Origin of the sequence: Cupriavidus gilardii, assembly GCF_017598945.1 — a bacterium.
Taxonomy (GTDB): domain Bacteria; phylum Pseudomonadota; class Gammaproteobacteria; order Burkholderiales; family Burkholderiaceae; genus Cupriavidus; species Cupriavidus gilardii_E.
Genome location: NZ_JAGFTW010000058.1, coordinates 383,073 through 409,552 on the forward strand (window position 1 = coordinate 383,073; position 26,480 = coordinate 409,552).

A 26,480-nucleotide genomic window follows, 5' to 3' on the forward strand; every position below is an offset into this window, starting at 1 on the left:
AGAAAGCGGGGTTTCTACAATACAAACTTATCCGCGCCAAATAACCACTATATGGACAAAGCGATGACCAAGGAGACAAAGGCCGCCGGGACCGCCGGAGCGCAGACCCTGCGGCGCGGCCTGCAGCTGCTGCGGCTGATGGCCGAGCGGCAGGAGGAAGGACTGTCGCTGGCCGAGCTGGTCGAGGCGACCGGCCTCGAGCGGCCGACGGCCTACCGGCTGCTGTGCTGCCTCGAAGAGGAACGCTTCGCCGAGCGCCATCCGGCCAGCAAACGCTATCGGCTCGGGCTGGATGCGCTGCAGCTGGGCGCCGCGGTCCACGACAAGGCGCCGGTGGTCGACCTGGTGCTGCCGGCGATGAAGCGGCTGGCGCGGCTGTCGGGCGATACCGTGTTCCTGGTGGTGCAGCAGGGCGACTTCACCGTCTGCCTGCATCGCGAGGAAGGGCCCTTTCCGGTGCGCATCTTCACCACGGTGCCGCAGCAGCGGCGGCTGCTGGGCATCGGCGCCGGGGGCTTGGCCCTGATGGCGCGGATGCGCGACGAGGCGATCCGCGAGGTCTTCAAGCGGCGAACGCCGCTTTACGCCGAGCAGGGCATGACGCTGGCCAAGCTGACGAGTGCGGTCGAGCGTGCGAGGAAAAAGGGCTTCGCCGAGATCGTCGACAGCATCACGGTCGGCGTGTCCGGCGTGGGCTGTGCCTTCGCACTGCCCTATGGCGCCGAGGCGGCGATCAGCCTGGGCGCAATCAGCAGCCGCATGCATGCCGGGCGGCGCCTGGAACTGGGCAGACTGCTGCGGGAAGAACTGGGGCAGGCGTTCGACATCGAGCCGGCTTGAGCGGCCGGCACCAAAGGCGCGATCGTGCCAATCATCGTGCCAATCGTTAGCCGATGCGGCCGAGCACCGTCGGCAAACCCGAGGCCAGCATCATCACGCCGGACACCGTCAGCAGGGTCAGCACGATCGCGCGAAAGCGCGCCTCGTCGATGCGGTGATAGACCCGGGCGCCGATCAGCGCGGGGATCAGCATCGCGGGCGCGACCACCGCGAACCGCGGCAGCATCTGCGCGGTGACGTTGCCTGCAAGCAGGTAGACCGCCATCGTCACCATCAGGATGGTCAGGTTGAAGTTCTGGATGATGGCGCGCTGCCGGTCCTTGTCGTAGCCGCGCAAGGTGCACCACAGCGTCGGCACCGTGCCGCTAAACCCGCCGATCGCGCTCATCACGCCGCCGATCAGGCCGGCGCCGGCGTCGCCTGGCTTGCCGCCCCATCGCAGCGGCGGCAGCCGCCGCGCCATCAGCATCGCCGGGCACCACAGCACCAGGAAGGCACCGATCGCGGTCTTGAACGACGCCATGTCCAGATACGGCAGCAGCAGCATGCCGAGCGGAATGCCGGCCAGCCCGCCGGCGATGAAGGGCAGCAGCGCGGCGACATCGAAGCCGCGCCGCACGCGAACCGCGGCGATTACCTGCCCGGTCAGCGAGCCGAACACCGTCAGCACCGCGGCCATGCTCGGCTCGAGCGTCCACGCCCACAGCGACATCGCCACCATGCCGAAGGCAAAGCCCGACAGGCCTTGTACGAATCCCGCGAGGGCGGCGCCAACGGCGATGATCAAAAATTCCATGGGAGGGTCAAAAAGGCGGACAGGGAAACACGCGGGCCCGCGAAGCTCGCGATCTTACCGGGGAATCCCTCCGCCCGGGCCCATCAAACGCGCGCCAACGCGCGCGCGAGGCGCCGTACCCCCTCTTCGATCTCGGCCACCGACGGCGTCGCGAACGACAGCCGCAGCGCCGGCGACGGCTGACCCGATGCCGCGTGGAACGCCTTGCCCGGGACGAAGAGCACGTTTTCCTCGATGGCTTCGCGCAGCAGTTCCGACGAATCCGTGCCCGCAGGCAGCGAGGCCCAGACGAACATGCCGCCGCCGGGCCGCCCATACTGGACGCGATTGCCGAGTTCGCGATCGAGCGCCGACACCATGGCATCGCGCTTGCCGCGATAGACCTCGACGATGCGCGCGATCTGCCCTTGCAGATGACCGGCGTCCAGATACGCGGCCATCGCGCGCTGGATCCACGGCGGCGTGCACAGGTCCGAGGCCTGCTTGGCCAGCACCGCGCGCCGCACCACGTCGGGATGCGCGGCCATCCAGCCGATCCGCAAGCCGGGGGCCACCGTCTTCGACAGGCTGCCCAGATAAATGATGCGGTCCTGCAGCGAGGGCTCGGCGTGGGCCATCGACAGCAGGGTCGCGGGCGGCGCGCCGTCGAATGCCAGGCAGCCGTAAGGATCGTCCTCGATCACCAGCAGGTCGTATTGCGCCGCCAGCCGCAGCACCTCCTGGCGCCGCCGGACCGACAACGTCGCACCGGTCGGATTGGCGAAGGTCGGCACCAGATAGAGCAGCCGTGGCCGCTCGGCCGGCGCGCAGTCACGCAGGCATTGCTCCAGCGCGTCGGTATCGATGCCTTCCGCATCGGCCGGCACCGGCACCAGCCGGGCGCCGGCCAGGCGCAGCGCCTGGATCGCGGCCGGATAGGTCGGCGCTTCGACGATCACCGGCACGCCGGGCTCGACGAAGGCGCGGACCAGGAAGTCGAAGCCCTGCTGCGAGCCGGAGGTGACCAGGATCCGTTCGGCAGGAGTCGGCGCACCGGCCTGCGCCATCTGCCGGCTCAGCGCCTCGCGCAGCGCCGGCACGCCCTCGGTGGCGCCGTATTGCAGGCATTCGGCCGGATGGCTGGCCAGCGCCTCGGCCATGCACTGGCCGATCGCCGCGGTATCGAAGGTCGAGGCGGCCGGATAGCCGCCGGCGAACGAAATCATGTCCGGACGCGACAGGTACTGGAACAGCTCGCGGATCGGCGAGCCGACCGGCTGCTGGTAGGCGGAGGCGAAGGGAAACATCGGCGTGTCCTGGTTTGTCATGCGCTGCTCATTGGCTGCTCATTCGCTGCTCATTCGCCCTGCCCCAGCCACAGGCGGCTCAGCGTGCGGCGCGGATCCAGTCGCGTCTGCATGGCGCCGACGTGATCGAGCACGGCGTCCGCGGTGAACTCGCGATAGAAGCGTTCGTTGTACGGACCGATGCCATGTTCGGCGCTGAAGCTGCCGTCGAAGCGTTCCACGGTCAGCCGGTACAGCGCCGCACGGACCTCGCCGGCCACCGCCTCATCGTAGGCCGGCGCATCCTCCAGCGGCCACACCATGTTCAGGTGGACGCCGCCGTCGCCGAGATGGCCGAAGTCGTAGATCCGCAGCCACGGATAGCGCGCCGCAATCAGCGCGCGCGCCTCGGCCCGGAAGGCCGGGAAGCGCGACCGCGGCACCGACAGGTCCAGCGCGATGATCTTGCCTTCGTTGCGGATCGACTCGGTGATCGAATGGCGCAGGCGCCAGAGCGCCTCGGGCTTGCCGACCACCGCATTGCCGATCAGCGTGCCGTAGTGGCGCTCCAGGAATTCCATCAGCAGCGCCTCGAGATCGAGGCCGCCGGCGCGGCTCGGCATCGTCGACGACAGCTCGACCAGCATCGCGTAGTCGGCCCCTTCCATCTCGGCGAACGGGTCCTCGACATCGTCCAGGTGGCGCACCACGGCCTGCGCCGCTTCGCGCGAGATGCCCTCGCACGACGACAGAAAATCGCCCAGCTCGGCGTTCAGCGCCAGCAGCAGTGCCTCCAGTTCCGCCACGCCGGTGGGCACCAGCAGCGCGGTGGCGGTCTGCGCCGGCAGCGGATAGACCCGCAACGTCGCCGCGGTGACCACGCCGAAGGCGCCGCCGGTGCCGACGAACAGCTGCTTGAAATCGAAGCCGACATTGTTCTTGCGCAGCGCCCGGTTCAGGTCGAGCAGTTCGCCAGCCGGCTCCGCCAGCACTGCTTCGACGCCCAGCAGGTTCTGCCGGACATCGCCGTACTTGAGCAGCCGCGCGCCGCCGGTATTGGCGGCGATCATGCCGCCGATGGTCGGGTCGGCGCCGAGGTCCACCGGGAAAAACAGGCCGTCCTGCGCGAGCCGGGTATTGAGCTCGCTGAGCAGCACGCCGGCGCCGACAGTCACCGACTGGTTCAACGGGTCCACCGTAATGGCGCCCTTGAGCCGCGCGGTGCTGAGCACGACCTGCTCTCCACCGGCATCGGGCGTCGATGCACCGACCAGGCCGGTGTTCGCGCCCTGCGTGACCAGCCGCACGCCGAAGCGCTGCGCGGCGGCCACCACGGCCTGCACCTGTTCGCGCGTGGCAGGCCGCACCACGGCGGCGGCCGTGCCGGCGCCGTAGCGGGCGCCGGTTTCGTAGCCGGCGCGGTCGGTGGCCTCGGTCAGCACGTCGAGGTCCGGATGGGCCTGCGACAGATACCCGATCAGCTCCTTGCTGGACGACATCTGCACAGCCTCAGACCGTGGCCGCGGTCATCTTGAAGATGCCCTGCGCGTTGGAAGCGTCGAAGCCCAGGTCCAGCTTGCTCTGGCTGCCGCCATCGGCATAGCGGTCGCGCGTGATGAACTCGTAGAACGAGCCCGGCACCTCGCGCATCACGATCTCGCCCGCGGCGCCGACGAACTCGCGCATTACCGGATCGGCACGGAACGCGGTCTGCTTGACGCGGCCGCTGCCCGACACCTCGACCTTCTCCTTGATCGGCCGGCCAAGTGCGCGCTGCTGGTCGCTCAGCGCGAATACGTCTTCGACGCGATCGGTTGCGTGATTGAAGGCGTTGCCCTCGGTGGCGATCCACGCCATCTCCGCCGATTCCTGCAGGATGCGCTGGTAGTCCTCCAGCCGCGGCGTGGCGTGATGGCGCTCGAAGCAGGCGGTAAGGTTCCGGATCACGTGAACGGCCTCGTCGCGCGGCAGCGCGCGGTCGCGATCGAGCTTCCACAGCAGCGCCACCGTATCGGGACGCAGCGGGTCGACCGAAGTCGAGACCACGCGGGTGACCGCGGCCTGCAGCTCGGCGCTGAAGCGTTCGGGGTGGAATTCGCTGACGAAGAACTGCGCGATGCCGTCCGGCGCGTCCTCGTGCGCATACGAGCGGCCCGTCATGCCGATGCGATCGAGCGGATAGGTGCCGTTCAGGCGATAGCCCAGCGGCCGCAGGAAGCGCGTGAAGGCGGCCTCGCCCGGGGGCAGCTGGCCGTTGGCCTGCCAGGCCACCGTGCGCAGCGCGCCATGATCGAAGTTGACCTTGCCGCCGGCGGCGGCGACATCCTCGGTGTACTCGCGGCCGGTCGGCACGCGCGTCAGGATGCCGTCGAACAGCACCACGTTCAGCGCATGGGCGATCTCGGCACGGCTCGGCTGGCCCGTGGCACCGGCGGGCAGGCCCGCGGGCGTTTCGATCAGCGACAGCAGCTTGGCGGCCTTGGTCGCGCCCACGCAGGCGGACACCAGAGAGAGGATGTGGTCGGACATGGAGAGCTCGCAGAGCAAAGAATGAAGGGAGTAAAAAAAGCGGCCAGCATGCGATCGGGTCGCCGGCTGGCCGCGCGGGAAGGATGGTCAGTCGATGGTGGCGCCGGACTGCTTGACGACCTCGCCCCACTTCTCGCGGTCACGCCTGACCAGTTCGGCGAACTGGCTCGGCGTGTTGAAGGCGGGCTCGGCGCCGATATTGCGCATGCGGCCGAGAATCCTGGCATCGTTCAGCGCGACCGCCAGGTCCCTGGCGATCTTCTCGGCCACCGCAGGGGGCACGCCCTTCGGCGCGAACAGGCCGAACCACGGCGTCGCGTCGAAGCCCGGCACCGGACCCGCGGCGGCCACCGTCGGCACGTCCTGCAGCGCCGGCGAGCGCTGGGCCGAGGTCACCGCCAGCGGGCGCAGCTTGCCGGCGCGGATGAACTCGAGCGAGGCAGGCAGGTTGTCGAACATCACGTCGACGTTGCCGGCCATCATGTCGGAGATTGCCGGGCTGCTGCCCTTGTAGGGCACGTGGCTCATCTCGGTGTGGGTCATGCGCTGGAACAGCTCGCCGGCCAGATGGGTCGAGGTGCCGTTGCCGGCCGAGGCCATGTTGACCTTCTTCGGATTGGCCTTCACGTAGGCGACGAACTCGGGCAGCGACATCACCTTGGAGCGCTCGGCGAACGACGGCGACATCACCAGCACGTTCGGCACGCGGGCGACCAGCGACACCGGCGCGAAATCGGCCACGTCGTAGGCCAGCTTGCGGTACAGCGTCGGGTTGATCGCGAACTCGCCGACCGAGCCCATCAGCAGCGTATAGCCGTCGGCCGGCGCCTTGGCCGCCAGGCTGGTGCCGACGATGCCGCCCGCACCGGGACGGTTGTCGACGATGACCGGTTGGCCCCAGACCTTGGACAATTGATCGCCGATCAGCCGGGTTACCATATCGGTCGTCCCGCCCGGCGGGTACGGCACGACGATGCGGACCGCCTTGTTCGGAAATTCCTGCGCCTGGGCAACGCCTGCGGTCATCGGCACGGTCAGCGCGACTGCGGCGATGGCGGCAAAAAAGCGGGACGGATTCATCGGTATCATGCGGTCTCCTCCGGGGGCTCTTGCTGTGTTGGTATTGGTGTTGGTATTGGCTTTGGCATTTGCTACGGCGCCGATTCTTTCTCATCGCCGAACCGTGCTCAAGCGAGAAATTTGCCGGGGCTGATGAGAAAAACGCATCAACTCCCCAACCCACGTTCTACCCACGTCCCACCGACGTTTCAACCTCCGCGCCAATGGCTTTTCGCGTCCCCAGCCTGTCCAGTCTCCGCGCCTTCGAGGCAGCCGCCTCGCATCTGAATCTGCGCCGCGCGGCGGCCGATCTCTACGTCACCGAAAGCGCCGTATCGCGGCAGATCGCCACGCTGGAGAGCCAGCTTGGCGTGCAGCTGTTTCATCGCGTCAATCAGCGCCTGACGCTGACGCCGGCCGGCAAGCTGTACAGCCGGCAAGTCCGCGAGACGCTGCGCAAGCTGCAGCGCGATACGCTGGACATCATGGCCCACGAGGGCAGCGGCGGCATCGTCGAACTGGCCTGCCTGCCCACGCTGGCGGTCGAATGGCTGATTCCCCGGCTGCCCGACTTCTACGCGCGCCACCCGCAGGTGGTGCTGAACCTCACTGCGCGCTCCGATGTGTTCCTGTTCGACGGGACGGACTTCGACGCCGCAATTCACTTCGGCGAGCCGCACTACCCCGGCGCGCGCGCCGATCCGCTGTTTCCGGAGGAGTCGGTCCCGGTCTGCCATCCCGATTATTTCGGCGGCCGCAAGCGGATCCGCCCGGCCGATATCGCGGGGGCCGAGCTGCTGCATCTGTCGACGCGCCAGTTCGAGTGGGAACAATGGATGCGCCTTGCGGGCGTCGAGGACGTCAATGCGATGCGCGGCACGCGCTACGACCATCACAGCATGGTGATCGCCGCCGCGCGGGCGAAGCTCGGTATTGGGCTGGTGCCGCGCTTCCTGGTGGAGCGCTATCTGGAGCAGGGAGAATTGGTGATGCCGGTGCCGTTGGCCATGCCGTCATCGGGCGGGTACTACCTGGTCTATCCCGAGATGCAGCCAGTCAGCGATGCGATGTCGCGGGTGCGGGAATGGCTGCTGGAATCGGCCTCGGAGTTCGTGCAGGCGACGCAGGCGCGAGGCTGAACCGCACTCCAGAAAAATCAGTCCAGGAAATCGCAGTTCTTCTCGACGTAGTCGGCCAGGTCCAGCGAGTGCTGCCGCACCAGCCGTTCCGCCAGTTCGGTATCGCGCCGTTCCAGCGCCTCGATGATGCGCAGATGGTCGACGATCGAGCGCGCGGCGCGGTCGCTCTGCGAGATGGTCATCTTCCGGATCGCACGGACATGGATGAAGATGTTCTTGATCGTGTCCATGATGATCTGCGACTTCGACAGCTGCACGATCGCCTGATGGAACGCGATATTGGCGTCCGAATATTCCTCGATATGCTCGGCCGGCGTGGTATCGCGGAAGTTGTCGAACATGTGCCGCAGCTGCGAGATTTCCTCGTCGGTCGCATGCAGCGTCGCCAGGCGCGCGGCCATGCTCTCCAGCGCGGCCCACATCTGGATCATCTCGACGATCTCGCGCTTGGTCTTGCGCATGATGTAGATGCCGCGGCGCGGCACCGTGCGCAGGAAGCCTTCCTGTTCCAGCAGCGTCATCGCCTCGCGGATCGGCGTGCGGCTGACGCCCAGCGCTTCGCTGAGGACCCGCTCGTCCAGCCGGATCTCTTCGCGCGACTGGTAGATGTCGGCATCGGCGATTGCCTGCCGCAGCATCGCGTAGGCCTGGTCGCGCAGACTGGCGCCGGCGTTGATCGGCTGCAGGGACAGCGCCAGACCGGGGGGCGGCGCATCTGTGGCAGTGGCGGACATCTCGGCTTGACGTTGCACGGACATGGGATCGCTCTTTCGATTTTTGTATATGGTATATCAGAACGCGTGCACCGCCACTGCGATGTCGCGGCGCCGTTGCGGCATGGCCGGCGGCGTGGCGGCGGCGCAACCGACCCGTCGCGCCGATGCCGCCGCCGCCTGAGCCTCCGTGATCACGCCGCTTGCGCCATCCGTTCGCGCTGCTTGATCAGCGACAGCACCGCGTCGATCATCGGCGTGGGCTGGCCGACCAGCCGCCCCATCTCCTGCACCACCGTCAGCAGCGGGTCGATCTCCATCGCCCTGCCCGCCTCCAGATCCTGCAGCATCGACGTCTTGTGCGCGCCCACGGCACCCGCGCCGTCGATTCGCCGTTCGACGTCAACGCGGAAATGCACGCCGAAGCGTTCGGCGATCGACTTGGCCTCCAGCATCATCTGGCGCGACAGCGCGCGCGTGCCCGGGTCGGAGGTGATGACGTCCAGCGTCGCGTGCGTCAGCGCGCTGATCGGGTTGAAGCACAGATTGCCCCACAGCTTGAGCCAGATCTCGTTGCGGATGTCCTCGCGCACCGGCGCCTCCAGATCGGCGGCGATCATCGCCTCGCTGAGCCGTTGTACTCGTTCGGACCGCGTGCCGTCGGGTTCGCCGAGCGGAAATTTCTTGCCGTAGACGTGGCGGATCACGCCTGGCGCGGCAATCTCCGCCGCCGGATACAGCACGCAGCCGATGGCGCGCTCCGGACCGAATCCATTCCATTGCCTGCCGCCGGGATCGACGCTCTGCAGCGTGGTGCCGGCGAACTCGCCGCCGTGCCGATAGAAATACCAATACGGGATGCCGTTGACGCCGGTAATGATCGCGGTGTTCGGCCCCAGCAGCGGCTGCATCAGATCGACCACGCCGGGCACCGAATGCGCCTTGAGCGTGATGAACACATAGTCCTGCTCCCCGAGTTCGCGCGGATCGGAGGTGCAGCGTACCTTCCGCACCCGCTCCTCCCCGTCGATCAGCAGCTTGACGCCGTTTGCCTGCATCGCCGCCAGATGCGGCCCCCGGGCGACGAAGCTGACGTCGACGCCCGCTCCCGCCAGTTGTGCGCCGATATAGCCGCCGATGGCGCCGGCGCCGTAGATACACACCTTCATGATGGCTGTCTCCCGCTTTTTGGTTCGTAACCTGCTCTTTTGATATATCACATACTATATTTCACAAGACGGGAATCACAACCTCTATTTGCATGCCGCGGCACGCCGCGCGCGTGCCGGCAAGTGCCGGGTGCGCCTGGCCCATGCGGTACCATGCTGCGTTCTGTCGTGCCCGCGGCGTCCGGCTCCCCACAGAGCCGTCGAACTTTTTGCGCCAGCGGGCGTCTTTTCTGCAACTTCATTGAAGCCGCAAGGCGCCGATTCTCCGCATGCCGAAAATGAACCGACGGACCGTGCTGGTCTCCGCCGCCGCCACTGCTGCGCTCGCCGCACTGGGCATTCCCGCTTCCGCGCTGGCCGCCGGACGCATCAAACTGGCCAAGGGCCAACCCTTCACCCACGAGGGCCTGGTCGAACTGGCCCGCACCATGGCAAGCCGGCCGTATGTCGCGCCGCCTTCGCCGCCGGCCGAGATCCTGGCCAAGATCGACTACGAGGAACACGGCAAGATCCGCTATCGCACCGACGATGCGCTGTTTGCCGACGGGCCCGGCCAGTTTCCGGTGACCTTCTTCCACCTGGGCACCTTCTTCCGCGTGCCGGTACGGATGCATCTGGTCGAGACCAGCGGAGGGGCGTCCGGCACCGCACGTGAGATCGTCTACGACGAGTCGTATTTCGACATGCCGGCCAACAGCCCGGCGCGCAAGCTGCCGCGCGGCAGCGGTTTCGCCGGCTTCCGCTTCCAGGAGAGCCGGCTGGGCGACCAGAAGAAGCTCGACTGGCGCAAGAACGACTGGGTCGCCTTCCTCGGCGCCTCGTACTTCCGGGCGATCGGCGAGCTCTACCAGTACGGCCTGTCGGCCCGCGGCATCGCCGTCGATGTCGCCCAGCCCGACAAGCCCGAGGAATTTCCGTCCTTCACCCATTTCTACTTCGAGGCGCCGCGCGACGGCAGCGATACCGTCACCGTGCATGCGCTGCTGGACGGGCCGAGCGTCACCGGCGCCTACCGCTTCACGATGCAGCGCGCCAAGGGCGTGGTGATGGATGTCGACTGCGCGCTGTTCCTGCGCAAGGACGTGGGCCGGCTCGGCCTGGCGCCGTTGACGTCGATGTTCTGGTACTCGGAGTCGGTCAAGCGCACCGGGGTCGACTGGCGGCCCGAGGTGCACGACTCCGATGGGCTGGCGCTGTGGACCGGCGCGGGCGAACGGATCTGGCGCCCGCTGAACAATCCGCCGCGCACCATTGCGTCCGCGTTCGCCGACGACAACCCGCGCGGCTTCGGCCTGCTGCAGCGCGACCGCAATTTCGACCACTACCAGGACGGCGTCTTCTACGAGCGCCGGCCCAGCCTGTGGGTCGAGCCGCGCGAAGGCTGGGGCGCCGGCACCGTGCAGCTGATCGAGATCCCGACCGACGACGAGATTCACGACAATATCGTCGCGATGTGGGTGCCGAAGGCGCCGGCCAAGGCCGGCAGCGCCTACCGGCTGCGCTACCGTCTGCACTGGCTGGCCGACGAGCCCTACCCCACGCCGCTGGCGCGCTGCGTCGCCACCCGGATGGGCAATGGCGGTCAACCCGGCCAGCCGCGGCCGCCGGGTGTGCGCAAGTTCATGGTCGAATTCAAGGGCGCGCCGCTGGAGAACCTCCCGTTCGGCACCAAGCCGGAGGCCGTGCTGTGGTCCTCGCGGGGCAAGTTCTCGTACATCTTCACCGAGGCCGTGCCCAACGGCGTGCCGGGCCACTGGCGCGCGCAGTTCGACCTGACCGTCGACGGCGACGAGCCGGTCGACATGCGGCTGTTCCTGCGTCTGAACGGCAAGCCGCTGTCGGAGACGTGGCTGTATCAGTACCACCCGTTCCGGACGAACGTTTGAGCGGATCTTCGTCCCGTGTTGCCCTGACCGTGTCACGGATCGGGGTGACACCGCGGACCATCGGTATCAATCGGCTCCCCACGCCCCTATCGGGCGAACTCCCCGCAATTACCTGATGCTGCGGCCCCGTCATTCCGACGGGGCGCGCCTTGCCCCGGACCGGTTTCCAAAGCTCGCCGATACGCGCGACATGCCGGCCCCAGTCTGTTTTTTCCTCCAAATGTAAAACGTGGTGACGGAATTCGACAGTCGAGTGATACCTCGACCGCCGACACTCGCGCATTAACACCGGCAAGCCCACCGGTGCCACCACCGCCACGGTCTGGCGGCCCCATCCCCACTTCCCAATTCGTCAGGAGCCATCATGGTAGCCACTCCTACCCTCTCCTCGTCCGCAGCCGTCGATACCAGACCCCCGCCCCATCGGGGCGCCGAATCACCAAGAGACCGCGGACTAATGGCGGTGCAGTCAGGCGGAAGTTCGGTCTGCCTTCAATGTCAATCTATTCATCCAGCGCAAGACACCGCACCGCGTTCACCGCGCGAAGGACTTTCCGGCGCATGGGACGCGATACTTTCCATCTTTGGCGTCCGACAGACGCCGGCGGGGCCGAAGCGGTGCCCAAACTCGAATATGCATCCGGGTCCCGGCAAGCCCCCTCGGGGCGATGTCAAGAGCGGCGAATTGGCCGAACCGGGGCCAACGAAGCGTGAGGCTGCCAAGGTAACGAAGCCGTTTCCATTTCTGGAGCTGCCATTCGAGTTGTTATGCGAGGTGATGGCTCGAATCCCAGCAGGCGACCGCCATTTCTATCGAAGAGGGTCACAGCTTGCCACGACTTGCACTCGCTTTCGTCAAGCTTTGAAAGCGGTCTCCGAAATGCCGGCATACCGCGAAGAAGATGCCGTTGCTCGCCGAATCGCGGGGATCCGATGGCTGACCGAAGTGGCCGCGATGGTCGACGATCTAGCGAATGCACGACCTGACATCCGCGAATGGGCATTGCGTTCCCTGATCCCCATGACATGTTCGACCAGCGTTCAGGACAGGCAAAAGTTGGTGGCCAACGTGCTTCAAAATGCGAGAAAGCGGTCGGCACTGTGGGAACTCGAAGTGATGCGCCACTTGGCCCGTCATCTCCCGCACACGGACTCCGACACGTTGACACGGCTTACCGAACTTGCGGTGAAGCATGTGCCTGCGAACAAAGAAGAGCGGTTCGCTCGCACCCGAGTACTCGCACAGCTTGCGCAGCGCATCAGCCCGAATGACGTCCCTGGCTCTGTCCGACGTTGGGAATCGATCTATCAGCTGGTGTCGACCAATCTGGCCTACGAGGACTACCTGACCCTGCGCGGACTGACAGCCGGATACGACCATCTCTGCCAAAAGTTCCGCTGCAAGTTCAACCTGGGACACCCGACGGACATTCTGATGAACATCCTTAAATGGAAGGCGATGGTGGGCGGGGAGGAGTCGGACCCTTACATCGCCGCCTGCCCGGCCGAGGAACTTGCGTTCATCCCTCCACCGGAGCCATTGCCGGGTACCGTTGTGGCGCCGGACCCGCTACGCGCCTACAGCAGCATCATGGCCAAACCCATACGCCGCACGGATCCCCTGCCCGCGCATCTTCTCTAGAGCGAACAGGGAGCGCAGCACCTGTGCCAGACCAGTACGACGACCAAGCGTTGTACAGGCACATTCCCATCGAGGTCGTTGTTTGAAGTCAAGAAACGCGGCAACCGGAGGAGACGATGCAAATTCAAAGGGGTGGTTCATCATGCCTTGGCTGGAATGACGACCTTTGCTTCGGGGAAGCGAGCGTCGAGCGAAAGGAAATCGTCGAGGATTCTCCGGACGACACCACGTCGTGCACATTTGATCGTTCGCCTCCAGATCCACGCGCGGAAGGCAACGTCCCAAAGACAGGTGTGGAGTATCCCAATGCACAAGCCGAAGCCGCGATGAACGTCCCGGCAACAGGGCTGGAATCAAAAGACGGCGCGCGCACGGAAAACGCGGCAGATGTGCAACATGGCGAGCCAACGTGGCCGCCCACCTTTTTGCCGCATGCCAAGCTGGCCGAGGCCAAAGGTTGGCATCTTCTAAACGAGGTGACATACGGTGCCTGGGGGCTTGCCACCGCTGGGCGGGCAGTTCTTCAAATCAGCGTCGCTGCGGCGGGAAAACTCGATACCTTTTCATTGACTTCATACCTCCCCGCTACCAACGAAGCCGGGCTGCTCGGCGGTGCTTTCGCCGTTACCGAAGCGTTGGGCACTGTCTTGCTGATATACAAGGCTGGAACAAAGCGGTCTGAATCGAAGGCGGCCTTGCGCGAGCACGCGGCCGGACACAAGAGATTCATTCAGGAAGACCCTGCGCGTGATGCTCGGATACAGAGCTCGCTCAGCGAGCAACGAAGGTTATTGAAGCAGATCGAAACCTGGCCGCTGGACGAGGCACGGCAGCCAATGGCGGAAATTCCTTGTGGCCATGACCCGGAAGAGCCGCCATTGAAATACGCCGAGGTGTTGGCGGGTCTCAAGCTCACCCTGGCGAAGCTTACGGAAGAGGCGCTCAATCTCGTCAAAGACCTCGAACATTACATCCAATACGAACGGGCTTCCAACGAACTGAGCGAGGCCACCGACAACATCCACACACTAGGCGTCGCTACCGCGCGAGACGTGGTGGTACAACTCGGCGGCACCGCTTGTAATGTGGCTACCGCAATTGGAAAGGCCGGAATTGCCGGAGTGGACCTCGCCGCAACCGGTGTCGCCGGGGGCGCGTTCAGCGCCGCGATGGGCACCATGCATATGGCAGCCGGCATGCTCGCCTGGTACCAGGGCACGCGCCGCCTTGAAGATGTGAGCGCGGCACGACGCCACGGGTTGGACTGGCAGAGCGCCGAGTCCCGCCAGCAGCGTGTCTCGGCGATTGCAGATACCGTTCCGGCAGCGCGGCCAGCCGATACCAAGTCCGCCATGGCGCCGACTGGACAGGGACAGCCCGAGTCGGCAGAACGAGCCGAGTCAGCGAAGCTTGCGGACGTCCGGCGCGCCAACGACATGGTCGACGTCATGATGCATCACCGAGAGAAGTCGTTCCAAGCCATTGAAAAGAGCGAGCAGCGGAAAACCTGGTGGGCGAAGTTCCGCATGGTATATGGCGCGGGTTCCGCGACCATCGGTACTGGATTGATTCTGGCCTCGACTGTATTTGGGCTGATACCACCGGTCGGCATCGCGTTGGGAGCATGTGCCCTGATCCTTGGCACCGTCTGGCTTGCGAGCGCCTTTGTCCGCAACCATAAGGACCGGCGCAACACCAATGCGCAACACGAGAACGACAAGCGGGCGTTCGCTGAAGCGCAGCGAATCCTGAGTCAGCGTCGCCAGCCGACCGTCGAAGAGATGCGCAACAACAGATTCCTGGCCATCGATGCGTTGCTGAAAGCCTTACTCGATCGCGACCGACCTATTACGAGGGACGCGCTCCTCACGGCAATGACCGAGTTGGGTATGGACAAGGCCCTCTTCGATGCGCTGGAACTACGATCTCATGTTCAGCTTGACCAGACCTATGCGGACGACAGGAAGGCACTGATCGACAAGCTGCGGTGCTGCGCCTCGGACGAAGAAGAGAAAGCGATCAAGGCGATGGTCGAACGCATGACCGTGCGTAGCGACGAGGCGGTGCTCAAACCCTTGCGGCAACTATTCCAGGACTTTGTCGAAGGCAGGACGTCGATGCGTCAGGAATACGAGCGCCGGTCCGGATTCTTCGCGTTCCTGGCCGAAAAACTTCGCGGCGAGTTCGGTTCTGGCCTGTCGACGGCCCCGCAGGGAGTCCTCCCCGGCACCGCACCGGCGGATGTCTCGCTGGCGGCAGCCCAGCCCCCGGTCGTTCTGCAGGATGCAGCCTTGCCGGCTCAGGGCAACGGCTAATGCCATCACGCCGCGCGACCGCTCGGCCTCGATAACGACACGCTTCGGTATGCATGCCGCCTCATTCCGGGCGGCTCCTCTCCTTGGCCCGGGTTGTGCTTGTTATGTCGATATCCCGCCTCAGAGGAGAGAGATCATGCTGCTCAATCGAAACCGCCTGTCCGTGGCATTGCTGGCGCTCACCGCCGCCTGGGCGACCACGGCGGCAGCGCAGCCGGCCAATGTGCCGACCGAATCGGAACGCGGCAGCGGCAGCCAGATGTCGCGTCAGCCCAAACCCGTTACGCAACCGTCGACCCGCGAAGGCGAAGGGATTCGATCGAATCCCGGCGGCCTGGGCAAACTTGGCGATCCGCGCCCCAGTGCGCCGGGCGGCAAGGACGAGCCCTCTCCGCGGACTCAGGCCTCCGGCGCCGCACCGTCGCCGCCGGTGGCGCCGCTGAAGGGACGCGAGCGCAAGGGGAGCGGCGGTGCCGCCATCGATCAGGCTCGCGAGCCCAGTACCGATCCGCGCGAGAGCGGCGCGCGTTGACGCTGCCGATGCGAGCGGATGCCTGGCGGGCGTGCGCCGATGCTCACGGCAGCGTGGCCGGCTTGGCGATCATCAGATAGAAGATCGCCAGGAAGCTGAACAGCGCCGGCACCCCCAGCGCGAACCACCAGCGGAAGTACCGCCAGTAGGCCGGCGGCAGCGGTGTCTGTGCGCCGGCCGCGGCGGCCGACACGGTGCGCATCCGCATCTGCAGCCAGACCACCGGCAACCAGCACGCGATGGCTACCACATAGAGCATGATCGACACGCGCAGCCACGCCAGTTCCCACGAAAAATTGGCGATGCGCATCAGCATGTAGCCCGTGACGGGCTGCAGGATCGCCGTGCTGGCGGTGAACAGCCAGTCCGCGATCACCACATGGCGCGAGGTCACCGCGACCGCGCGGCTGTCGCGCGTCAGCGTGGCTGCCAGCAGATAGAAGGCGCTGCCCACGCCAGTGCCGAACAGCAGCGTGCTGCCGACGACGTGAATCCATTTGACGATCATGTAGTCCATCGCTTGCGCTCCAGCGTGCCCAGCAGCCACAGCACGGCCAGCATGGGCAGGTTCTTGGTCAGAGGACCATAGGGATGCAGCCAGAACTCGGGCAGCCGCACGCTGATGATCACGGTGTAGCCCAGAATCAGCGCGGCCTGCGCGGCCCAGATCCAGGGGAAGCGCCAGCGCGCGGGGGCGAAGCACATCAGCCCGAGGAGCAGGTCCAGGACGGCCGCGCCGTACAGCGCAAGCGGCCGCAGCGCCTGCGGTACGCCGGCGCGCGCCAGCAAGGCATAGCTATCCTGGACCGGATAGAGGCCCAGCGAGACGATGCCCGTGATGATCCAGACCAGCGCGACGGCCGTGCGCAATACCGGCAACTGCCACCCGAGCACGGCCTGCGTGCGCGCGGCCTCGCGCCACCGCGCTGGCACGAACTGATCGACAGCGCGCGGTGGCCGGTCCAGCAGCCGATGCATCGGCGTGGGATCACCGGTATTGCCGCGCGCGAGCATCGCCAGCGCGTCTTCGTTCAGCGGCAGCCCGGGCGCCAGGCGCGTCATCAGCGGCAAGCCGGCTCGGACGAGCGCTTCGGGCACCGGCAGCACGCGCAGCGCGCCCGGCTGCCCCAGGGTGTGACGCAGCTCGGCCAGGTAGTCGCGCAGCGTCAAGGCCGCGGGTCCGACCACCGGGATACGGCCCTGCGGCCAGTCCGGGCGCATTGCCGGCGTTGCCTTGTCGCTCGCCGGGCCGCCTGCCGCCATCGTCGCCAGCCGCACGATCGCGGCCACCAGATCGTCCAGATGGACCGGCTGCACACGCTGCCTGCCGCCGTCCGGCAACAGCAGCAGCGGCATCGTGGCCAGCGTGCCGAACATCCTCGCGCTGACCCCGCCCGGGCCGTAGACCAGCGATGGCTGCAGGATCGCCGCCGGCAGACCCAGACCGGCCAGATAATCGTCGGCGGCCTTCTTGCTGAGGTGGTACGGCGTGGTGGCCCGCGCGTCGGCGCCCAAGGCCGAAATCTGGATCACCGCACGCACGCCCGCTTGCGCGCAGGCGGCAAACAGCGCGATCGGCGCGCGGCGATGCAGCAGCTCGAAGGTCTGCGTGCCCCGTTCGGCGAAGATTCCGACCGCGTTGACGACCACGTCGACGCCGTCCAGCAGAGGCAGCCATGCCTGCGCTTCGGTCAGCGTCGCGAAATCCACGGCACGGAATTCGCATGCGCCCAGTTCGCGCGCGGCCTTCGCCGGATCGCGCACGCCGCAGAGGACCCGGCAGCCGGCCCGTGCCAGCGCCGCCGCAATCGCGGTGCCGATAAACCCGCTGGCGCCGGTCAGCAGCACCGTGGGACGCGCGGTGCGGCCGGTCGCCGCATCCCGTTCCGAGGAACCGACATGAGCGCCATCCAGGATTTCGTCGGCCGCAGCCTGGTCTCCGGCACCAGCGCCAGCGTGCTGTCCACCATCGCCCTGGCCTGCGGCGGCCATTTCGATTGCCGCAACACGCTGGCGCCGGTCAATGCGGTCAGCCACTGGGTCTGGGGCGATCGCGCGATCCATGCCAATGGACCGGCATGGCGCTATACCGCGGTGGGATACGTGATCCATCATGCGATGTCGGTATTCTGGGCCGCGTTCTATGAAGCCTGGGTGGGCCGCTCGCCGAAGCGGCAGCGACCCGCGGCGGCGATACTGGCCGGCCTGGCAGTCGCGGCGGCGGCCTGCGTGGTCGATCTGCGGCTGACGCCAAAACGGCTGACGCCAGGGTTCGAACGTCGGCTGTCGCCTTGGTCGCTGGCGCTGGTCTATGTCGCCTTCGGACTCGCGCTGCCGCTGGTGACGCTATGCCGGCCGCGCCAGCAGCAAGATGCAAGAGCCATTCCGGCGCAGGCGCCGTCGGCCGACGCCGACTGACAAAAAGAAAGCGGGCCCGAAGGCCCGCTTTGCGGTGCGGTATCGAAGGTCGCAGCGACGCGTTCTTACATGGGGTTGCAGAATTGCCACGCCGCAAGCGGCGTTGCGTCGACACGGGTAAGAAGCTACATCGCCGACGCTCCGCAGCCGTCCGGAGCGTCAGATCACGCCCTGCGCCAGCATGGCGTCGGCTACCTTGACGAAGCCGGCGATATTGGCGCCCTCGACATAGTTGATGTAGCCGTCGTCCTTGCGTCCGTGATGGATGCAGTTCTGGTGGATGTCCTTCATGATGAAGTGCAGCTTGGCGTCGACCTCGGCGTGATGCCACGACAGCCGCATCGCGTTCTGCGACATCTCCAGCCCCGAGGTCGCGACCCCGCCGGCATTGCTGGCCTTGCCCGGCGCGTACAGAATGCGCGCGGCGAGGAAGCGGTCCACCGCCTCCAGCGTCGACGGCATGTTGGCGCCCTCTGCCACGCAGAACACACCGTTCGCCAGCAGCCGCTCGGCATCGTTGCCGTCGAGCTCGTTCTGCGTCGCGCACGGCAGCGCGATGTCGGCCGGCACATGCCATGGCGTGCGGCCCGCTTCGAATTGCAGCCCTTGCCGCTCGGCAAATTCCGACAGACGGCCGCGCTCTTCGTTCTTGAAGGCCATCAGCTCGGCCAGCTGCGCGTCGTTCATGCCCTCGGGATAATGCAGCACGCCGCCCGAATCCGACACGGTCAGCACCTTGGCGCCCAGTTCGATCGCCTTCTGCGCGGCGTATTGCGCGACGTTGCCGGAGCCCGAGATCAGCACGCGCTGTCCCTCGAAGTCCCGGCCGGTACGGTGCAGCATCTCTTGCGCGAAATAGACGGTGCCGTAGCCGGTTGCCTCGGGACGCATCAGGCTGCCGCCGAAGGCCAGACCCTTGCCGGTGAAGACGCAGGCCGACTGGTTCGACAGCTTCTTCATCATGCCCGCCATAAAGCCGACCTCGCGTCCGCCCACGCCGATATCGCCGGCCGGTACATCGGTGTCCGCGCCCAGATGGCGATACAGCTCGGTCATCAGCGCCTGGCAGAAGCGCATCACCTCGCCGTCCGATTTGCCCTTGGGATCGAAATCGGAACCGCCCTTGCCCCCGCCCATCGGCAGCGTGGTCAGCGCGTTCTTGAAGGTCTGTTCGAAGCCGAGGAACTTGAGCACCGACAGATTGACGGTCGGATGGAACCGCATGCCGCCCTTGTAGGGGCCGATCGCCGAGCTGTGCTGTACGCGGAAGGCGCGGTTGACCTGCACCTTGCCCTGGTCGTCGGTCCATGCCACGCGGAACTGGATCACGCGCTCGGGTTCGACCAGCCGTTCCAGCAGCGCCTGATCGGCGTAGCGCGGATTGCGCTGGACGAACGGCCACAGGGTCATCATCACTTCCTTGACCGCCTGCTGGAACTCGGGCTGGTCAGGATCGCGCCGGGCCACGCCGGCAAGGAAGGCATCGAGGGTCGGAAGGCTCACGGCTGTCTCTGTCGATTTTTCTTGAGTCGGAGCGCGACTTTAGCACCGATATGGTGAAATTCGACAGTCAAAAGTGTTATGACCCTCGACGCAAAAATGCGGGACGGGTCGGCTCGATCGGGACGCTGCCCTCTCCCCCAACCCCTCTCCCGCAAGCGGGAGAGGGGAGCAAACCAGTGGCCGGACATGACGGCTACGTTCGCCCTCTCCCCCACCCCATCCGGAAGTACAATCGCGTTGTCTCGTTTTCCGGAACGGAGGAATCGCTTTGAAAACCGCCATCACTGCTGCGAAGGCCGCTCCGCGGGCGCGCGGGGCCGCCAAGGCCGTCCCGGCCGTCGCCGCCAAGGCAGCCGCGCGGCCCGCGCCAGTGCCGCCTTCCCCGCCGCCCAGCGAAGCCGCCAACGATCGCGGCGACACGCCGACGCTGCGGGCCTTTGCGCTGCTCGAATTCCTGGTCGCCGCCGACCGGCCGCTGACGCTGGCGGAGATCATGCAGGGTTTCGAGGCGCCGAAAGCCTCGCTGCACCGGATGCTCGGCGCGCTCGAATCTGGGGGGCTGGTGATTCGCGAGCCGGGCGCACGCAACGCCTATGCCGTGGGACCGCGGCTGGCCCGCCTGGGCGTGGCCATCGTCACGCATTCGGGTACCCGCCAGCTGCGCCACGCGATCCTGTCGCGGCTGGTCGAGGATATTGGCGAGACCGTCAACCTGACCATGCTGCACGAGAGCGCGGTGCTCTATCTCGACCGGATGGAAGCACCCTGGCCGCTGCGGCTCGATCTGAAGCCGGGCTCGCATGTACCGCTGCACTGCTCGGCCAGCGGCAAGCTGCTGCTGTCGCTGCTGCCGCGCGAGCAGCGCCGCGCGCTGTTGCGGCAACTGCCGTTGGAACGCTTTACGCAGAACACCATCACCGATGTCGAACTGCTCGAGGCGGAGCTGGACCGCTGCGCCCACAAGCAGATCGGCGTCGACAACGAGGAGTTCGTCGCGGGCATCAGTTGCGTCGCGGTGCCGGTGCGCGACGAGCGCGGCCAGGTAGTGGCGGCCCTGGCCGTCCATGCGCCGACGGTGCGCTCGCCGCTGTCGCGTTCGCTGGAGTTTGTGCCGCGGCTGCAGCAGGCGGCGGCGGATCTGGCCCCGACGTTCTGAGGTTGGCGCGCCCGGCAATCGATGCGGCTCGCCATGCCAGTGGTGTTCCCTCTCCCGCTTGCGGGAGAGGGGCAGGGGAGAGGGAAACGGCGGTACTGCGCGCGATATTGGCGAATCGAGCGCTGGTTGCCCTCTCCCCCAACCCCTCTCCCGCGGGCGGGAGAGGGGAGCCACGTCACAAGATGGGCCTCAGCCATCAAACCCTTCCCTTCCACGGCACCAGCCACTTCTCCACGCCCCGCATCAGCAGATCGAAGCCATAGGCGATCAGGCCGATCAGCACGATGCCCATCACCACCACATCGGTACGCAAGAAGTTCGAGGCGTTGAGCACCATCTGGCCGAGGCCCGCGGTAGCGGCCACCATCTCGGCCGCGACCAGCGTGGTCCAGCCGAAGCCGATCGCGATCCGCATGCCGGTCAGGATATCGGGCAACGCGGCGGGCAACACCACATGGCGGATGACCTGCCACGGGGTTGCGCCCATCGAATAGGCCGCATTGATCTGCTCGATCGTCACCGACCGCACGCCGGCGCGCGCGGACATCGCCATCGGCGCGAAGCAGGCGAGAAAGATCAGCAGGATCTTCGAGGTCTCGTCGATACCGAACCAGATCACGATCAGCGGCAGATAGGCCAACGGCGGCAGCGGCCGGTAGAACTCGATCGGCGGATCGAACACGCCGCGGGCGATGCGCGACACGCCCATCAGCACGCCGATCGGCACCGCGGTCAGCGCGGCCAGCGCGAAGGCGCCGAACACGCGCACCATGCTGGCCCAGAAATGGTCGAGCAGCGGCAGACCGCCCTGCACGTTTCCGTTCCACGCATCGACAAAGGCCGCGCCGATCGACTCCGGCGTCGGCAGGAACAGCGGCGGCAGCCAGCCGAAATGGCTGGCGACCCACCACAGCACCAGCAGCGACACCACGGTCGCCGCGGAGATGCGCGAACTGGAGCCCTCCCCGGGCATCCGGTAGCCGGATACCGCGCGCACCTTGCGTGCAGGCGTAGCGGGACCGCCCGAGGCCGCTGACGCAACCGGCGCGGCAACCGCGGGCGCCGAGGTCGACGCGATCTCGTTGGCAACGATGGCGCCCGGCGTGCGCGGCGCGCCCGACAGGCTCTGAACGGTGGCAGGCATCGGCTTATCCTTGTGGCGTGGCATGGATCAGGTCGACGATTTCCTCGCGATGGCGAATGAAATCGGGATCGGCTTTGACGGCGCGCGCGTCGCCGCATTCGATATAGCGGCGCGCATACGGCAGTTCGTAGGTATGGGCAATGCGGCCCGGCGAGGGCGTCATCACGATCAGCCGCGTGGCCAGGAACAGCGCCTCCTCGACGCTGTGCGTGATGAAGAAAACGATCTTCTGCTCGCGCGCCCACAGCTGCAGGATCAGCGCCTGGATCGATTCGCGCGTCAACGCGTCGAGCGCGCCCAGCGGTTCGTCCATCAGCATCACCGCCGGATCGTTGGCCAGCGCGCGCGCAATGCCGACGCGCTGCTGCATGCCGCCCGACAGCTGATAAACCGGCTTGTCGGCGACGTGCTCCAGCCCGACCAGCGCCAGCTTCTCCCGCGCGATGGCAAGCCGCTCGGCGCGGCCGACGCCGCGCATGCGCAAACCGAGCGCGACGTTGTCGGCGACGTTCAGCCATGGCATCAGCGCATGCTTCTGGAACACGACGCCCCGCTCCGCGCCGGGGCCGTTGACGGCGCGGCCGTCGAGCCGGATCTCGCCTTCGGAGGGCTGCATGAAGCCGGCGATGCAGGACAGCAGCGTGGTCTTGCCGCAGCCGGAGGCCCCAAGCGCGACGACGAAGTCGCCGCGTTCCATGGTCAGATTGACCTGCGACAGCGCGAGCGTCTGCGTCCCGCCTGCGCCGCCATAGTTGACGCTGAGGTTGTCGATTTCGAGTTTGGCCATCTCGGTTCCCTGTTCCTGTGGGCTGGTTGGCGAATCACTGGCTGGTCGGAATGGATGGCGGTTCACTGCATCGCCCGCTTGACCCACTCGGCGTTGACGCCGGTCGAGTAGTCCGGCAGCACGGTCTGGATCGTGCCCTGCTCCTTCAGGAACTGCGCCGCCGATTGCAGCGCCTTGGCGGCGCCGCCACCGAGCCAGCGCGTGGACGCCTGCTCTTCCAGCGTGGGGAAGGCGTACAGCGACATGCTGCCGGGCACGTCCTCGGGCTTGGCGCCCGACACCTTGGCAACGGCCCTGACCATCGGCGATTCCGCGGTCCACGCGGCCTTGTTCTTGCGATAGTTGTCGTCGGCGGCCGCCAGGATCCTGACGAACTTGACCATGAAGTCCGGGTTCTCCCGCGCGAACTTCTTGCTGACGATCATGCCGTCGAACGTGGCCTTGCCGGTGGACTGCGCGATCTGCCCCGAGGTCAGCAGCACCTTGCCGGTCGGCTTGATCCGCGCGAGCACCGGGTCCCAGATGAAGGTGGCATCGATGTCGCCGCGCTGCCAGGCGGCGGCGACTTCCGGCGGCCGCATGTTCATGATGCGGACCTGCTTCGGATCGACCTTGGCCTGCTCCAGCGCGACCAGCGTGTGATAGTGCGTCGTCGAGACGAACGGCACGCCGATGCGCTTGCCCTTCAGATCGCCGACGCTCTCGATGCGGGTGCCGTTGCGCACGACCATCGCCTCGGCGGCGTTGATGTCATCGAGGATCCAGAACAGTTCGACGTCCAGCCCCTGCGACAGGGCCGAAGCAATGGGCGAGGTGCCGGCCTCGCCGATGGCGATCTGTCCCGAGGCCATCGCGCGAATCACGTCGCCGCCGCCGGAGAACTGACGGAACGACACCTTGTAGCCGGTCTGCTTCTCGATCTCCTTGGCGTCCTGCACATGGCGCCATGGCACCACCATGTCCTGGTAGGCGATCACCACTTCCTTCGTTTGTGCCAGCGCGCCCGTCTGCACGGCGGCGGCCAGCACTGCGCCCGTTGCTAGCTGCTTGATCCAACGCTCGATCCAACGCATGGTCGTATTCCTCAAGAAAGACAGGTTGCGTGCCGCGATAGCGGGCGGCACGGAAGAATCCAGGCACCGGCGAGGTGCCTACTCGAGGAGGGGAAGACAGGAAGCAGGTCGCATGCCAATGTCTCCTTGCAGTGGACGGCTGTCGCGTCCTTCTATCGTCCGTCGCCACCTGCTGGTGGCAATCGGCGGCCAACGCCTTGCGCGTTGGGTAGCGCTATCGTAGGCAGCGCTCGGCGCCGGCCATAGTGCCACTGGGCGGCAATCGTGGGTCCAAGCCGGCAGGCGGCGGCGAACGAAGCCGATTGACCTCTTTGGGGGCCCCTTTTCCGGGCCGGCCTCGCACCATGACGGCCCGCCCTGTCTCGTTTTAGTGCACATATCGTACCGTTAAACGAGATTTCTATTGACCGCTGGGGGCAGCCGCCCTATCCTTCGGTCAAATCCCTGTTTTCGGTACATTTCATCCCACTTTTCATATTGGCCATGAAAGCGATCCACCGCATCATCGAGCGCGCCCGCTCGTCCCCCCGGCGCATCGCGCTGTGCGAGGCGGAGGATCCCCGCGTGCTGCAGGCCGCGCAGCGGGCCACGCAGGAAGGCATCGCGCGCATCGTCCTGATCGGCGATGCTGCATGCATCGCCGATGCGGCCGAGCGGCACGGCATCGCGCTGCACGGCATGGAGGTGGTCGACCCCGCCCGCTCTGCCCTGCGCGAGGGCTACGCGCAGCAATGGCTGGCGCTGCGCCAGTCCAAGGGCATGACGCGCGAGCAGGCGCAGCGCGACGTGCTGGCGCCGCTGTGCTTTGCCAATCTGATGGTGCGCGCCGGCGATGCCGACGGCTCGGTGGCCGGCGCAGTGCATACCACCGCCGACGTGGTGCGCCACGCGATCCAGATCATCGGCATCGCGCCCTCGTTCCGGCTGGTGTCGAGCTTCTTCCTGATGATGTTTTGCGAGCCGTTCCACTCGCTCAAGGGCGGGCTGATCTTCTCCGACTGCGGCCTGGTGATCGACCCGGACGCGGAGGCGCTGTCCGAGATCGCGATGGCGGCGGCCGACAGCGCGCGGAGCCTGCTGATGGAGACGCCGCGCGTGGCGATGCTGTCGTTCTCGACCAATGGCAGTGCCCACCATGCCGCCGTCGACAAGGTCGCCGCGGCGACGCAACGCGTGCGCGCGCTGCGGCCGGAACTGGCCATCGACGGGGACGTGCAGCTCGACGCCGCCATCGTTGCCGAAATCGCGGAGCGCAAGCTGCCGGCGTCGCAAGTCCATGGGCATGCCAACGTGCTGGTATTCCCGAGCCTCGAGGCCGGCAATATCGGCTACAAGCTCGCCGAGCGCCTGGGCGGCGCGGTGGCGATCGGGCCGATGCTGCAAGGGCTGCGGCGCCCGGCCAACGATCTGTCGCGCGGCTGCAGCGCGGACGACATCTTCCATGTGATTGCGGTCACCGTGGTGCAGGCACAGGCCGCGGACCTTGAAGCCGGCGATGCCAGCGCGCAGATGGCGTTGCCCATCGACCTGCCTGCCGCCACGACACCATCGGGAGCCGCGCAGTCCCGATGAATCTCGAAACCTTGCTGCCGGTACTGGCCCTGCTCGGCCTCGGCAGCTACTTCCAGACCGTGACCGGGTTCGGCATGGGTCTGATCGTGATGGGCGCGGCCAGCGGCCTGCATCTGGCCCCGGTCGCCACGCTGGCCGCGCTGGTCAGCCTGCTGACGCTCGCCAACGGCGCGCTGGCGTTGCCCGGCAAGCTGCACCATATCGACTGGCGCGCGGTGCGCGCCGCCACGCTCGGCATCCTGCCGTCGGTGGTGGCCGGCGTCGTGCTGCTTCACTACCTCAGCGGTACGGCAACGGACGTGCTCCAGCTGATGCTGGGCGCCGTCGTGCTATACGGCGGCATCGGCGCGGCCCTGCGTCCTGCCGCATTGTCCAGCCGCTCCGGCGACGGCAGCTTCTTTGTCAGCGGCGTCTGCGGCGGACTGCTCGGCGGCCTGTTCGGGGTCTCGGGCCCCCCGCTGATCTTCCAGTTCTATCGACAGCCGCTGAACATGGTGCAGATCCGCTGCGCGCTGATCCTGGTCTTCACCACCACCTCGGCCGTGCGGACCGCCTATAGCGCCTCGCAAGGCGAACTGGCCGGCGACGTCTGGCTGCAGGCGGCGCTGGCCTTCCCCGTCGTCGCGCTGAGCACGATCGCGGCGCGGCGCTTCCCGCCGCCGTTGTCGCCGGAAGGCACGCGGCGGGTGGCGTTCGGCGTGCTGGTCGTCCTCGGCGCGTACTTGATGATGGGGCCGCTGTGGCAGTGGTTTGCGGCGTATTCGGCATAAAATCATCGCGACTAGCGTAGCCGCTCGTATCTTTTAATACCACTCCATCGGCAAAATCGGTATAACGTAGTCGCTCGCACCTTTTATCGGCAAAATTAGCGATAAAGCGGCATAACGTAGCCGCTCGTATACGTTCAGTCCTCACATCGACGACTTTCTCCTATAATGACGC

General features: G+C 66.6%; 23 protein-coding genes. 10 read left to right on the forward strand and 13 right to left on the reverse strand.

Features of this window, described 5'->3' with window-relative positions; all coding sequences use genetic code 11:
- Nucleotides 1-63 precede the first annotated feature (63 nt).
- Nucleotides 64-840, forward strand: coding sequence for an IclR family transcriptional regulator (locus J5T34_RS22700; protein ID WP_208583113.1), 777 nt, complete (start codon nucleotides 64-66; stop codon nucleotides 838-840).
- 46 nt (nucleotides 841-886) lie between these two features.
- Here the strand turns inward: J5T34_RS22700 and J5T34_RS22705 are convergent, their stop codons facing one another.
- From J5T34_RS22705 to J5T34_RS22725, 5 genes are all read right to left on the reverse strand, one after another.
- Entirely contained in the window at nucleotides 887-1,636 is a 750-nt protein-coding gene (locus J5T34_RS22705) for a sulfite exporter TauE/SafE family protein (RefSeq protein WP_208583114.1), read from the reverse strand.
- An 83-nt stretch (nucleotides 1,637-1,719) separates the two neighbouring features.
- Nucleotides 1,720-2,943, reverse strand: a complete 1,224-nt coding sequence (locus J5T34_RS22710; RefSeq protein WP_208583115.1) for a PLP-dependent aminotransferase family protein — start codon at nucleotides 2,941-2,943, stop codon at nucleotides 1,720-1,722.
- 29 nt (nucleotides 2,944-2,972) lie between these two features.
- On the reverse strand, nucleotides 2,973-4,400 hold the full coding sequence (locus tag J5T34_RS22715; protein WP_208583116.1) for an FAD-binding oxidoreductase: 1,428 nt from the start codon (nucleotides 4,398-4,400) through the stop codon (nucleotides 2,973-2,975).
- Between the two features lie 10 nt (nucleotides 4,401-4,410).
- Nucleotides 4,411-5,430: a DUF1338 domain-containing protein gene (locus J5T34_RS22720; RefSeq protein ID WP_208583117.1), complete on the reverse strand. Its 1,020-nt coding sequence runs from the start codon at nucleotides 5,428-5,430 to the stop codon at nucleotides 4,411-4,413.
- Nucleotides 5,431-5,517: 87 nt separating this feature from the next.
- The gene (locus tag J5T34_RS22725; RefSeq protein ID WP_208583118.1) at nucleotides 5,518-6,519 is read right to left on the reverse strand and encodes a Bug family tripartite tricarboxylate transporter substrate binding protein; all 1,002 of its coding nucleotides are present in this window, start codon (nucleotides 6,517-6,519) and stop codon (nucleotides 5,518-5,520) included.
- A 194-nt stretch (nucleotides 6,520-6,713) separates the two neighbouring features.
- Between J5T34_RS22725 and J5T34_RS22730 the strand changes: the two genes are divergently transcribed.
- Entirely contained in the window at nucleotides 6,714-7,628 is a 915-nt protein-coding gene (locus J5T34_RS22730) for a LysR substrate-binding domain-containing protein (protein WP_208583119.1), read from the forward strand.
- 17 nt (nucleotides 7,629-7,645) lie between these two features.
- On the opposite strand, the gene J5T34_RS22735 is transcribed toward J5T34_RS22730, so the two are convergent.
- Both J5T34_RS22735 and J5T34_RS22740 read right to left on the reverse strand, forming a co-directional pair.
- On the reverse strand, nucleotides 7,646-8,362 hold the full coding sequence (locus J5T34_RS22735) for a GntR family transcriptional regulator (protein ID WP_208583226.1): 717 nt from the start codon (nucleotides 8,360-8,362) through the stop codon (nucleotides 7,646-7,648).
- Between the two features lie 173 nt (nucleotides 8,363-8,535).
- On the reverse strand, nucleotides 8,536-9,510 hold the full coding sequence (locus J5T34_RS22740) for a 2-dehydropantoate 2-reductase (protein ID WP_208583120.1): 975 nt from the start codon (nucleotides 9,508-9,510) through the stop codon (nucleotides 8,536-8,538).
- Nucleotides 9,511-9,779: 269 nt separating this feature from the next.
- Between J5T34_RS22740 and J5T34_RS22745 the strand changes: the two genes are divergently transcribed.
- From J5T34_RS22745 to J5T34_RS22760, 4 genes are all read left to right on the forward strand, one after another.
- On the forward strand, nucleotides 9,780-11,396 hold the full coding sequence (locus J5T34_RS22745; RefSeq protein WP_208583121.1) for a glucan biosynthesis protein: 1,617 nt from the start codon (nucleotides 9,780-9,782) through the stop codon (nucleotides 11,394-11,396).
- A gap of 685 nt (nucleotides 11,397-12,081) precedes the next feature.
- Nucleotides 12,082-13,038, forward strand: a complete 957-nt coding sequence (locus J5T34_RS22750; RefSeq protein ID WP_208583122.1) for an F-box protein — start codon at nucleotides 12,082-12,084, stop codon at nucleotides 13,036-13,038.
- A 116-nt stretch (nucleotides 13,039-13,154) separates the two neighbouring features.
- Nucleotides 13,155-15,353, forward strand: a complete 2,199-nt coding sequence (locus tag J5T34_RS22755) for a hypothetical protein (RefSeq protein ID WP_208583123.1) — start codon at nucleotides 13,155-13,157, stop codon at nucleotides 15,351-15,353.
- A gap of 136 nt (nucleotides 15,354-15,489) precedes the next feature.
- Nucleotides 15,490-15,885 (forward strand): hypothetical protein, encoded by a 396-nt coding sequence (locus J5T34_RS22760; RefSeq protein ID WP_208583124.1) that lies wholly within the window; start codon nucleotides 15,490-15,492, stop codon nucleotides 15,883-15,885.
- Nucleotides 15,886-15,928: 43 nt separating this feature from the next.
- Here J5T34_RS22760 and J5T34_RS22765 read toward each other — a convergent pair whose 3' ends face one another.
- Together J5T34_RS22765 and J5T34_RS22770 are read right to left on the reverse strand one after the other, a co-directional pair.
- Nucleotides 15,929-16,402: a DUF2269 family protein gene (locus tag J5T34_RS22765; protein ID WP_208583125.1), complete on the reverse strand. Its 474-nt coding sequence runs from the start codon at nucleotides 16,400-16,402 to the stop codon at nucleotides 15,929-15,931.
- Nucleotides 16,390-17,733 carry an SDR family oxidoreductase gene (locus J5T34_RS22770; RefSeq protein ID WP_347880690.1) on the reverse strand — a complete coding sequence of 448 codons (1,344 nt, stop codon included), beginning with the start codon at nucleotides 17,731-17,733 and terminating at the stop codon, nucleotides 16,390-16,392. The genes J5T34_RS22765 and J5T34_RS22770 overlap by 13 nt, the downstream gene beginning before the upstream one ends.
- A 51-nt stretch (nucleotides 17,734-17,784) precedes the next feature.
- Here J5T34_RS22770 and J5T34_RS22775 point away from each other — a divergent pair, with 51 nt between their 5' ends.
- Nucleotides 17,785-18,303: a hypothetical protein gene (locus J5T34_RS22775; RefSeq protein ID WP_174105135.1), complete on the forward strand. Its 519-nt coding sequence runs from the start codon at nucleotides 17,785-17,787 to the stop codon at nucleotides 18,301-18,303.
- A 159-nt stretch (nucleotides 18,304-18,462) separates the two neighbouring features.
- On the opposite strand, the gene gdhA is transcribed toward J5T34_RS22775, so the two are convergent.
- Complete coding sequence (gene gdhA, locus J5T34_RS22780; protein ID WP_208583127.1) at nucleotides 18,463-19,806, reverse strand: NADP-specific glutamate dehydrogenase; 1,344 nt, start codon at nucleotides 19,804-19,806, stop codon at nucleotides 18,463-18,465.
- Between the two features lie 370 nt (nucleotides 19,807-20,176).
- Between gdhA and J5T34_RS22785 the strand changes: the two genes are divergently transcribed.
- Entirely contained in the window at nucleotides 20,177-20,962 is a 786-nt protein-coding gene (locus J5T34_RS22785) for an IclR family transcriptional regulator (RefSeq protein ID WP_347880694.1), read from the forward strand.
- 196 nt (nucleotides 20,963-21,158) lie between these two features.
- On the opposite strand, the gene J5T34_RS22790 is transcribed toward J5T34_RS22785, so the two are convergent.
- The 3 genes from J5T34_RS22790 to tauA form a co-directional block, all read right to left on the reverse strand.
- Nucleotides 21,159-22,106: an ABC transporter permease gene (locus J5T34_RS22790; protein ID WP_208583129.1), complete on the reverse strand. Its 948-nt coding sequence runs from the start codon at nucleotides 22,104-22,106 to the stop codon at nucleotides 21,159-21,161.
- A 4-nt stretch (nucleotides 22,107-22,110) separates the two neighbouring features.
- Complete coding sequence (locus tag J5T34_RS22795; protein ID WP_208583130.1) at nucleotides 22,111-22,893, reverse strand: taurine ABC transporter ATP-binding protein; 783 nt, start codon at nucleotides 22,891-22,893, stop codon at nucleotides 22,111-22,113.
- Nucleotides 22,894-22,955: 62 nt separating this feature from the next.
- On the reverse strand, nucleotides 22,956-23,966 hold the full coding sequence (gene tauA / locus J5T34_RS22800; protein ID WP_208583131.1) for a taurine ABC transporter substrate-binding protein: 1,011 nt from the start codon (nucleotides 23,964-23,966) through the stop codon (nucleotides 22,956-22,958).
- A gap of 483 nt (nucleotides 23,967-24,449) precedes the next feature.
- Between tauA and pta the strand changes: the two genes are divergently transcribed.
- Both pta and J5T34_RS22810 read left to right on the forward strand, forming a co-directional pair.
- Nucleotides 24,450-25,538: a phosphate acetyltransferase gene (gene pta, locus J5T34_RS22805; protein WP_208583132.1), complete on the forward strand. Its 1,089-nt coding sequence runs from the start codon at nucleotides 24,450-24,452 to the stop codon at nucleotides 25,536-25,538.
- Entirely contained in the window at nucleotides 25,535-26,308 is a 774-nt protein-coding gene (locus J5T34_RS22810; protein ID WP_208583133.1) for a TSUP family transporter, read from the forward strand. The genes pta and J5T34_RS22810 overlap by 4 nt, the downstream gene beginning before the upstream one ends.
- Nucleotides 26,309-26,480: the final 172 nt, after the last annotated feature.

Excerpts from the sequence above, each read along its gene's own strand:
- J5T34_RS22740 (WP_208583120.1), bottom strand. The coding sequence starts at position 9,510 with ATGAAGGTGTGTATCTACGGCGCCGGCGCCATCGGCGGCTATATCGGC.
- J5T34_RS22810 (WP_208583133.1), top strand. The coding sequence starts at position 25,535 with ATGAATCTCGAAACCTTGCTGCCGGTACTGGCCCTGCTCGGCCTCGGC.
- J5T34_RS22775 (WP_174105135.1), top strand. The coding sequence starts at position 17,785 with ATGAGCGCCATCCAGGATTTCGTCGGCCGCAGCCTGGTCTCCGGCACC.
- J5T34_RS22790 (WP_208583129.1), bottom strand. The coding sequence starts at position 22,106 with ATGCCTGCCACCGTTCAGAGCCTGTCGGGCGCGCCGCGCACGCCGGGC.
- J5T34_RS22760 (WP_208583124.1), top strand. The coding sequence starts at position 15,490 with ATGCTGCTCAATCGAAACCGCCTGTCCGTGGCATTGCTGGCGCTCACC.
- J5T34_RS22765 (WP_208583125.1), bottom strand. The coding sequence starts at position 16,402 with ATGGACTACATGATCGTCAAATGGATTCACGTCGTCGGCAGCACGCTG.
- J5T34_RS22705 (WP_208583114.1), bottom strand. The coding sequence starts at position 1,636 with ATGGAATTTTTGATCATCGCCGTTGGCGCCGCCCTCGCGGGATTCGTA.
- J5T34_RS22710 (WP_208583115.1), bottom strand. The coding sequence starts at position 2,943 with ATGACAAACCAGGACACGCCGATGTTTCCCTTCGCCTCCGCCTACCAG.
- J5T34_RS22720 (WP_208583117.1), bottom strand. The coding sequence starts at position 5,430 with ATGTCCGACCACATCCTCTCTCTGGTGTCCGCCTGCGTGGGCGCGACC.
- J5T34_RS22745 (WP_208583121.1), top strand. The coding sequence starts at position 9,780 with ATGCCGAAAATGAACCGACGGACCGTGCTGGTCTCCGCCGCCGCCACT.
- J5T34_RS22730 (WP_208583119.1), top strand. The coding sequence starts at position 6,714 with ATGGCTTTTCGCGTCCCCAGCCTGTCCAGTCTCCGCGCCTTCGAGGCA.
- pta (WP_208583132.1), top strand. The coding sequence starts at position 24,450 with ATGAAAGCGATCCACCGCATCATCGAGCGCGCCCGCTCGTCCCCCCGG.
- J5T34_RS22700 (WP_208583113.1), top strand. The coding sequence starts at position 64 with ATGACCAAGGAGACAAAGGCCGCCGGGACCGCCGGAGCGCAGACCCTG.
- J5T34_RS22725 (WP_208583118.1), bottom strand. The coding sequence starts at position 6,519 with ATGATACCGATGAATCCGTCCCGCTTTTTTGCCGCCATCGCCGCAGTC.
- J5T34_RS22755 (WP_208583123.1), top strand. The coding sequence starts at position 13,155 with ATGCAAATTCAAAGGGGTGGTTCATCATGCCTTGGCTGGAATGACGAC.
- J5T34_RS22715 (WP_208583116.1), bottom strand. The coding sequence starts at position 4,400 with ATGTCGTCCAGCAAGGAGCTGATCGGGTATCTGTCGCAGGCCCATCCG.
- J5T34_RS22735 (WP_208583226.1), bottom strand. The coding sequence starts at position 8,362 with ATGTCCGCCACTGCCACAGATGCGCCGCCCCCCGGTCTGGCGCTGTCC.
- tauA (WP_208583131.1), bottom strand. The coding sequence starts at position 23,966 with ATGCGTTGGATCGAGCGTTGGATCAAGCAGCTAGCAACGGGCGCAGTG.
- J5T34_RS22795 (WP_208583130.1), bottom strand. The coding sequence starts at position 22,893 with ATGGCCAAACTCGAAATCGACAACCTCAGCGTCAACTATGGCGGCGCA.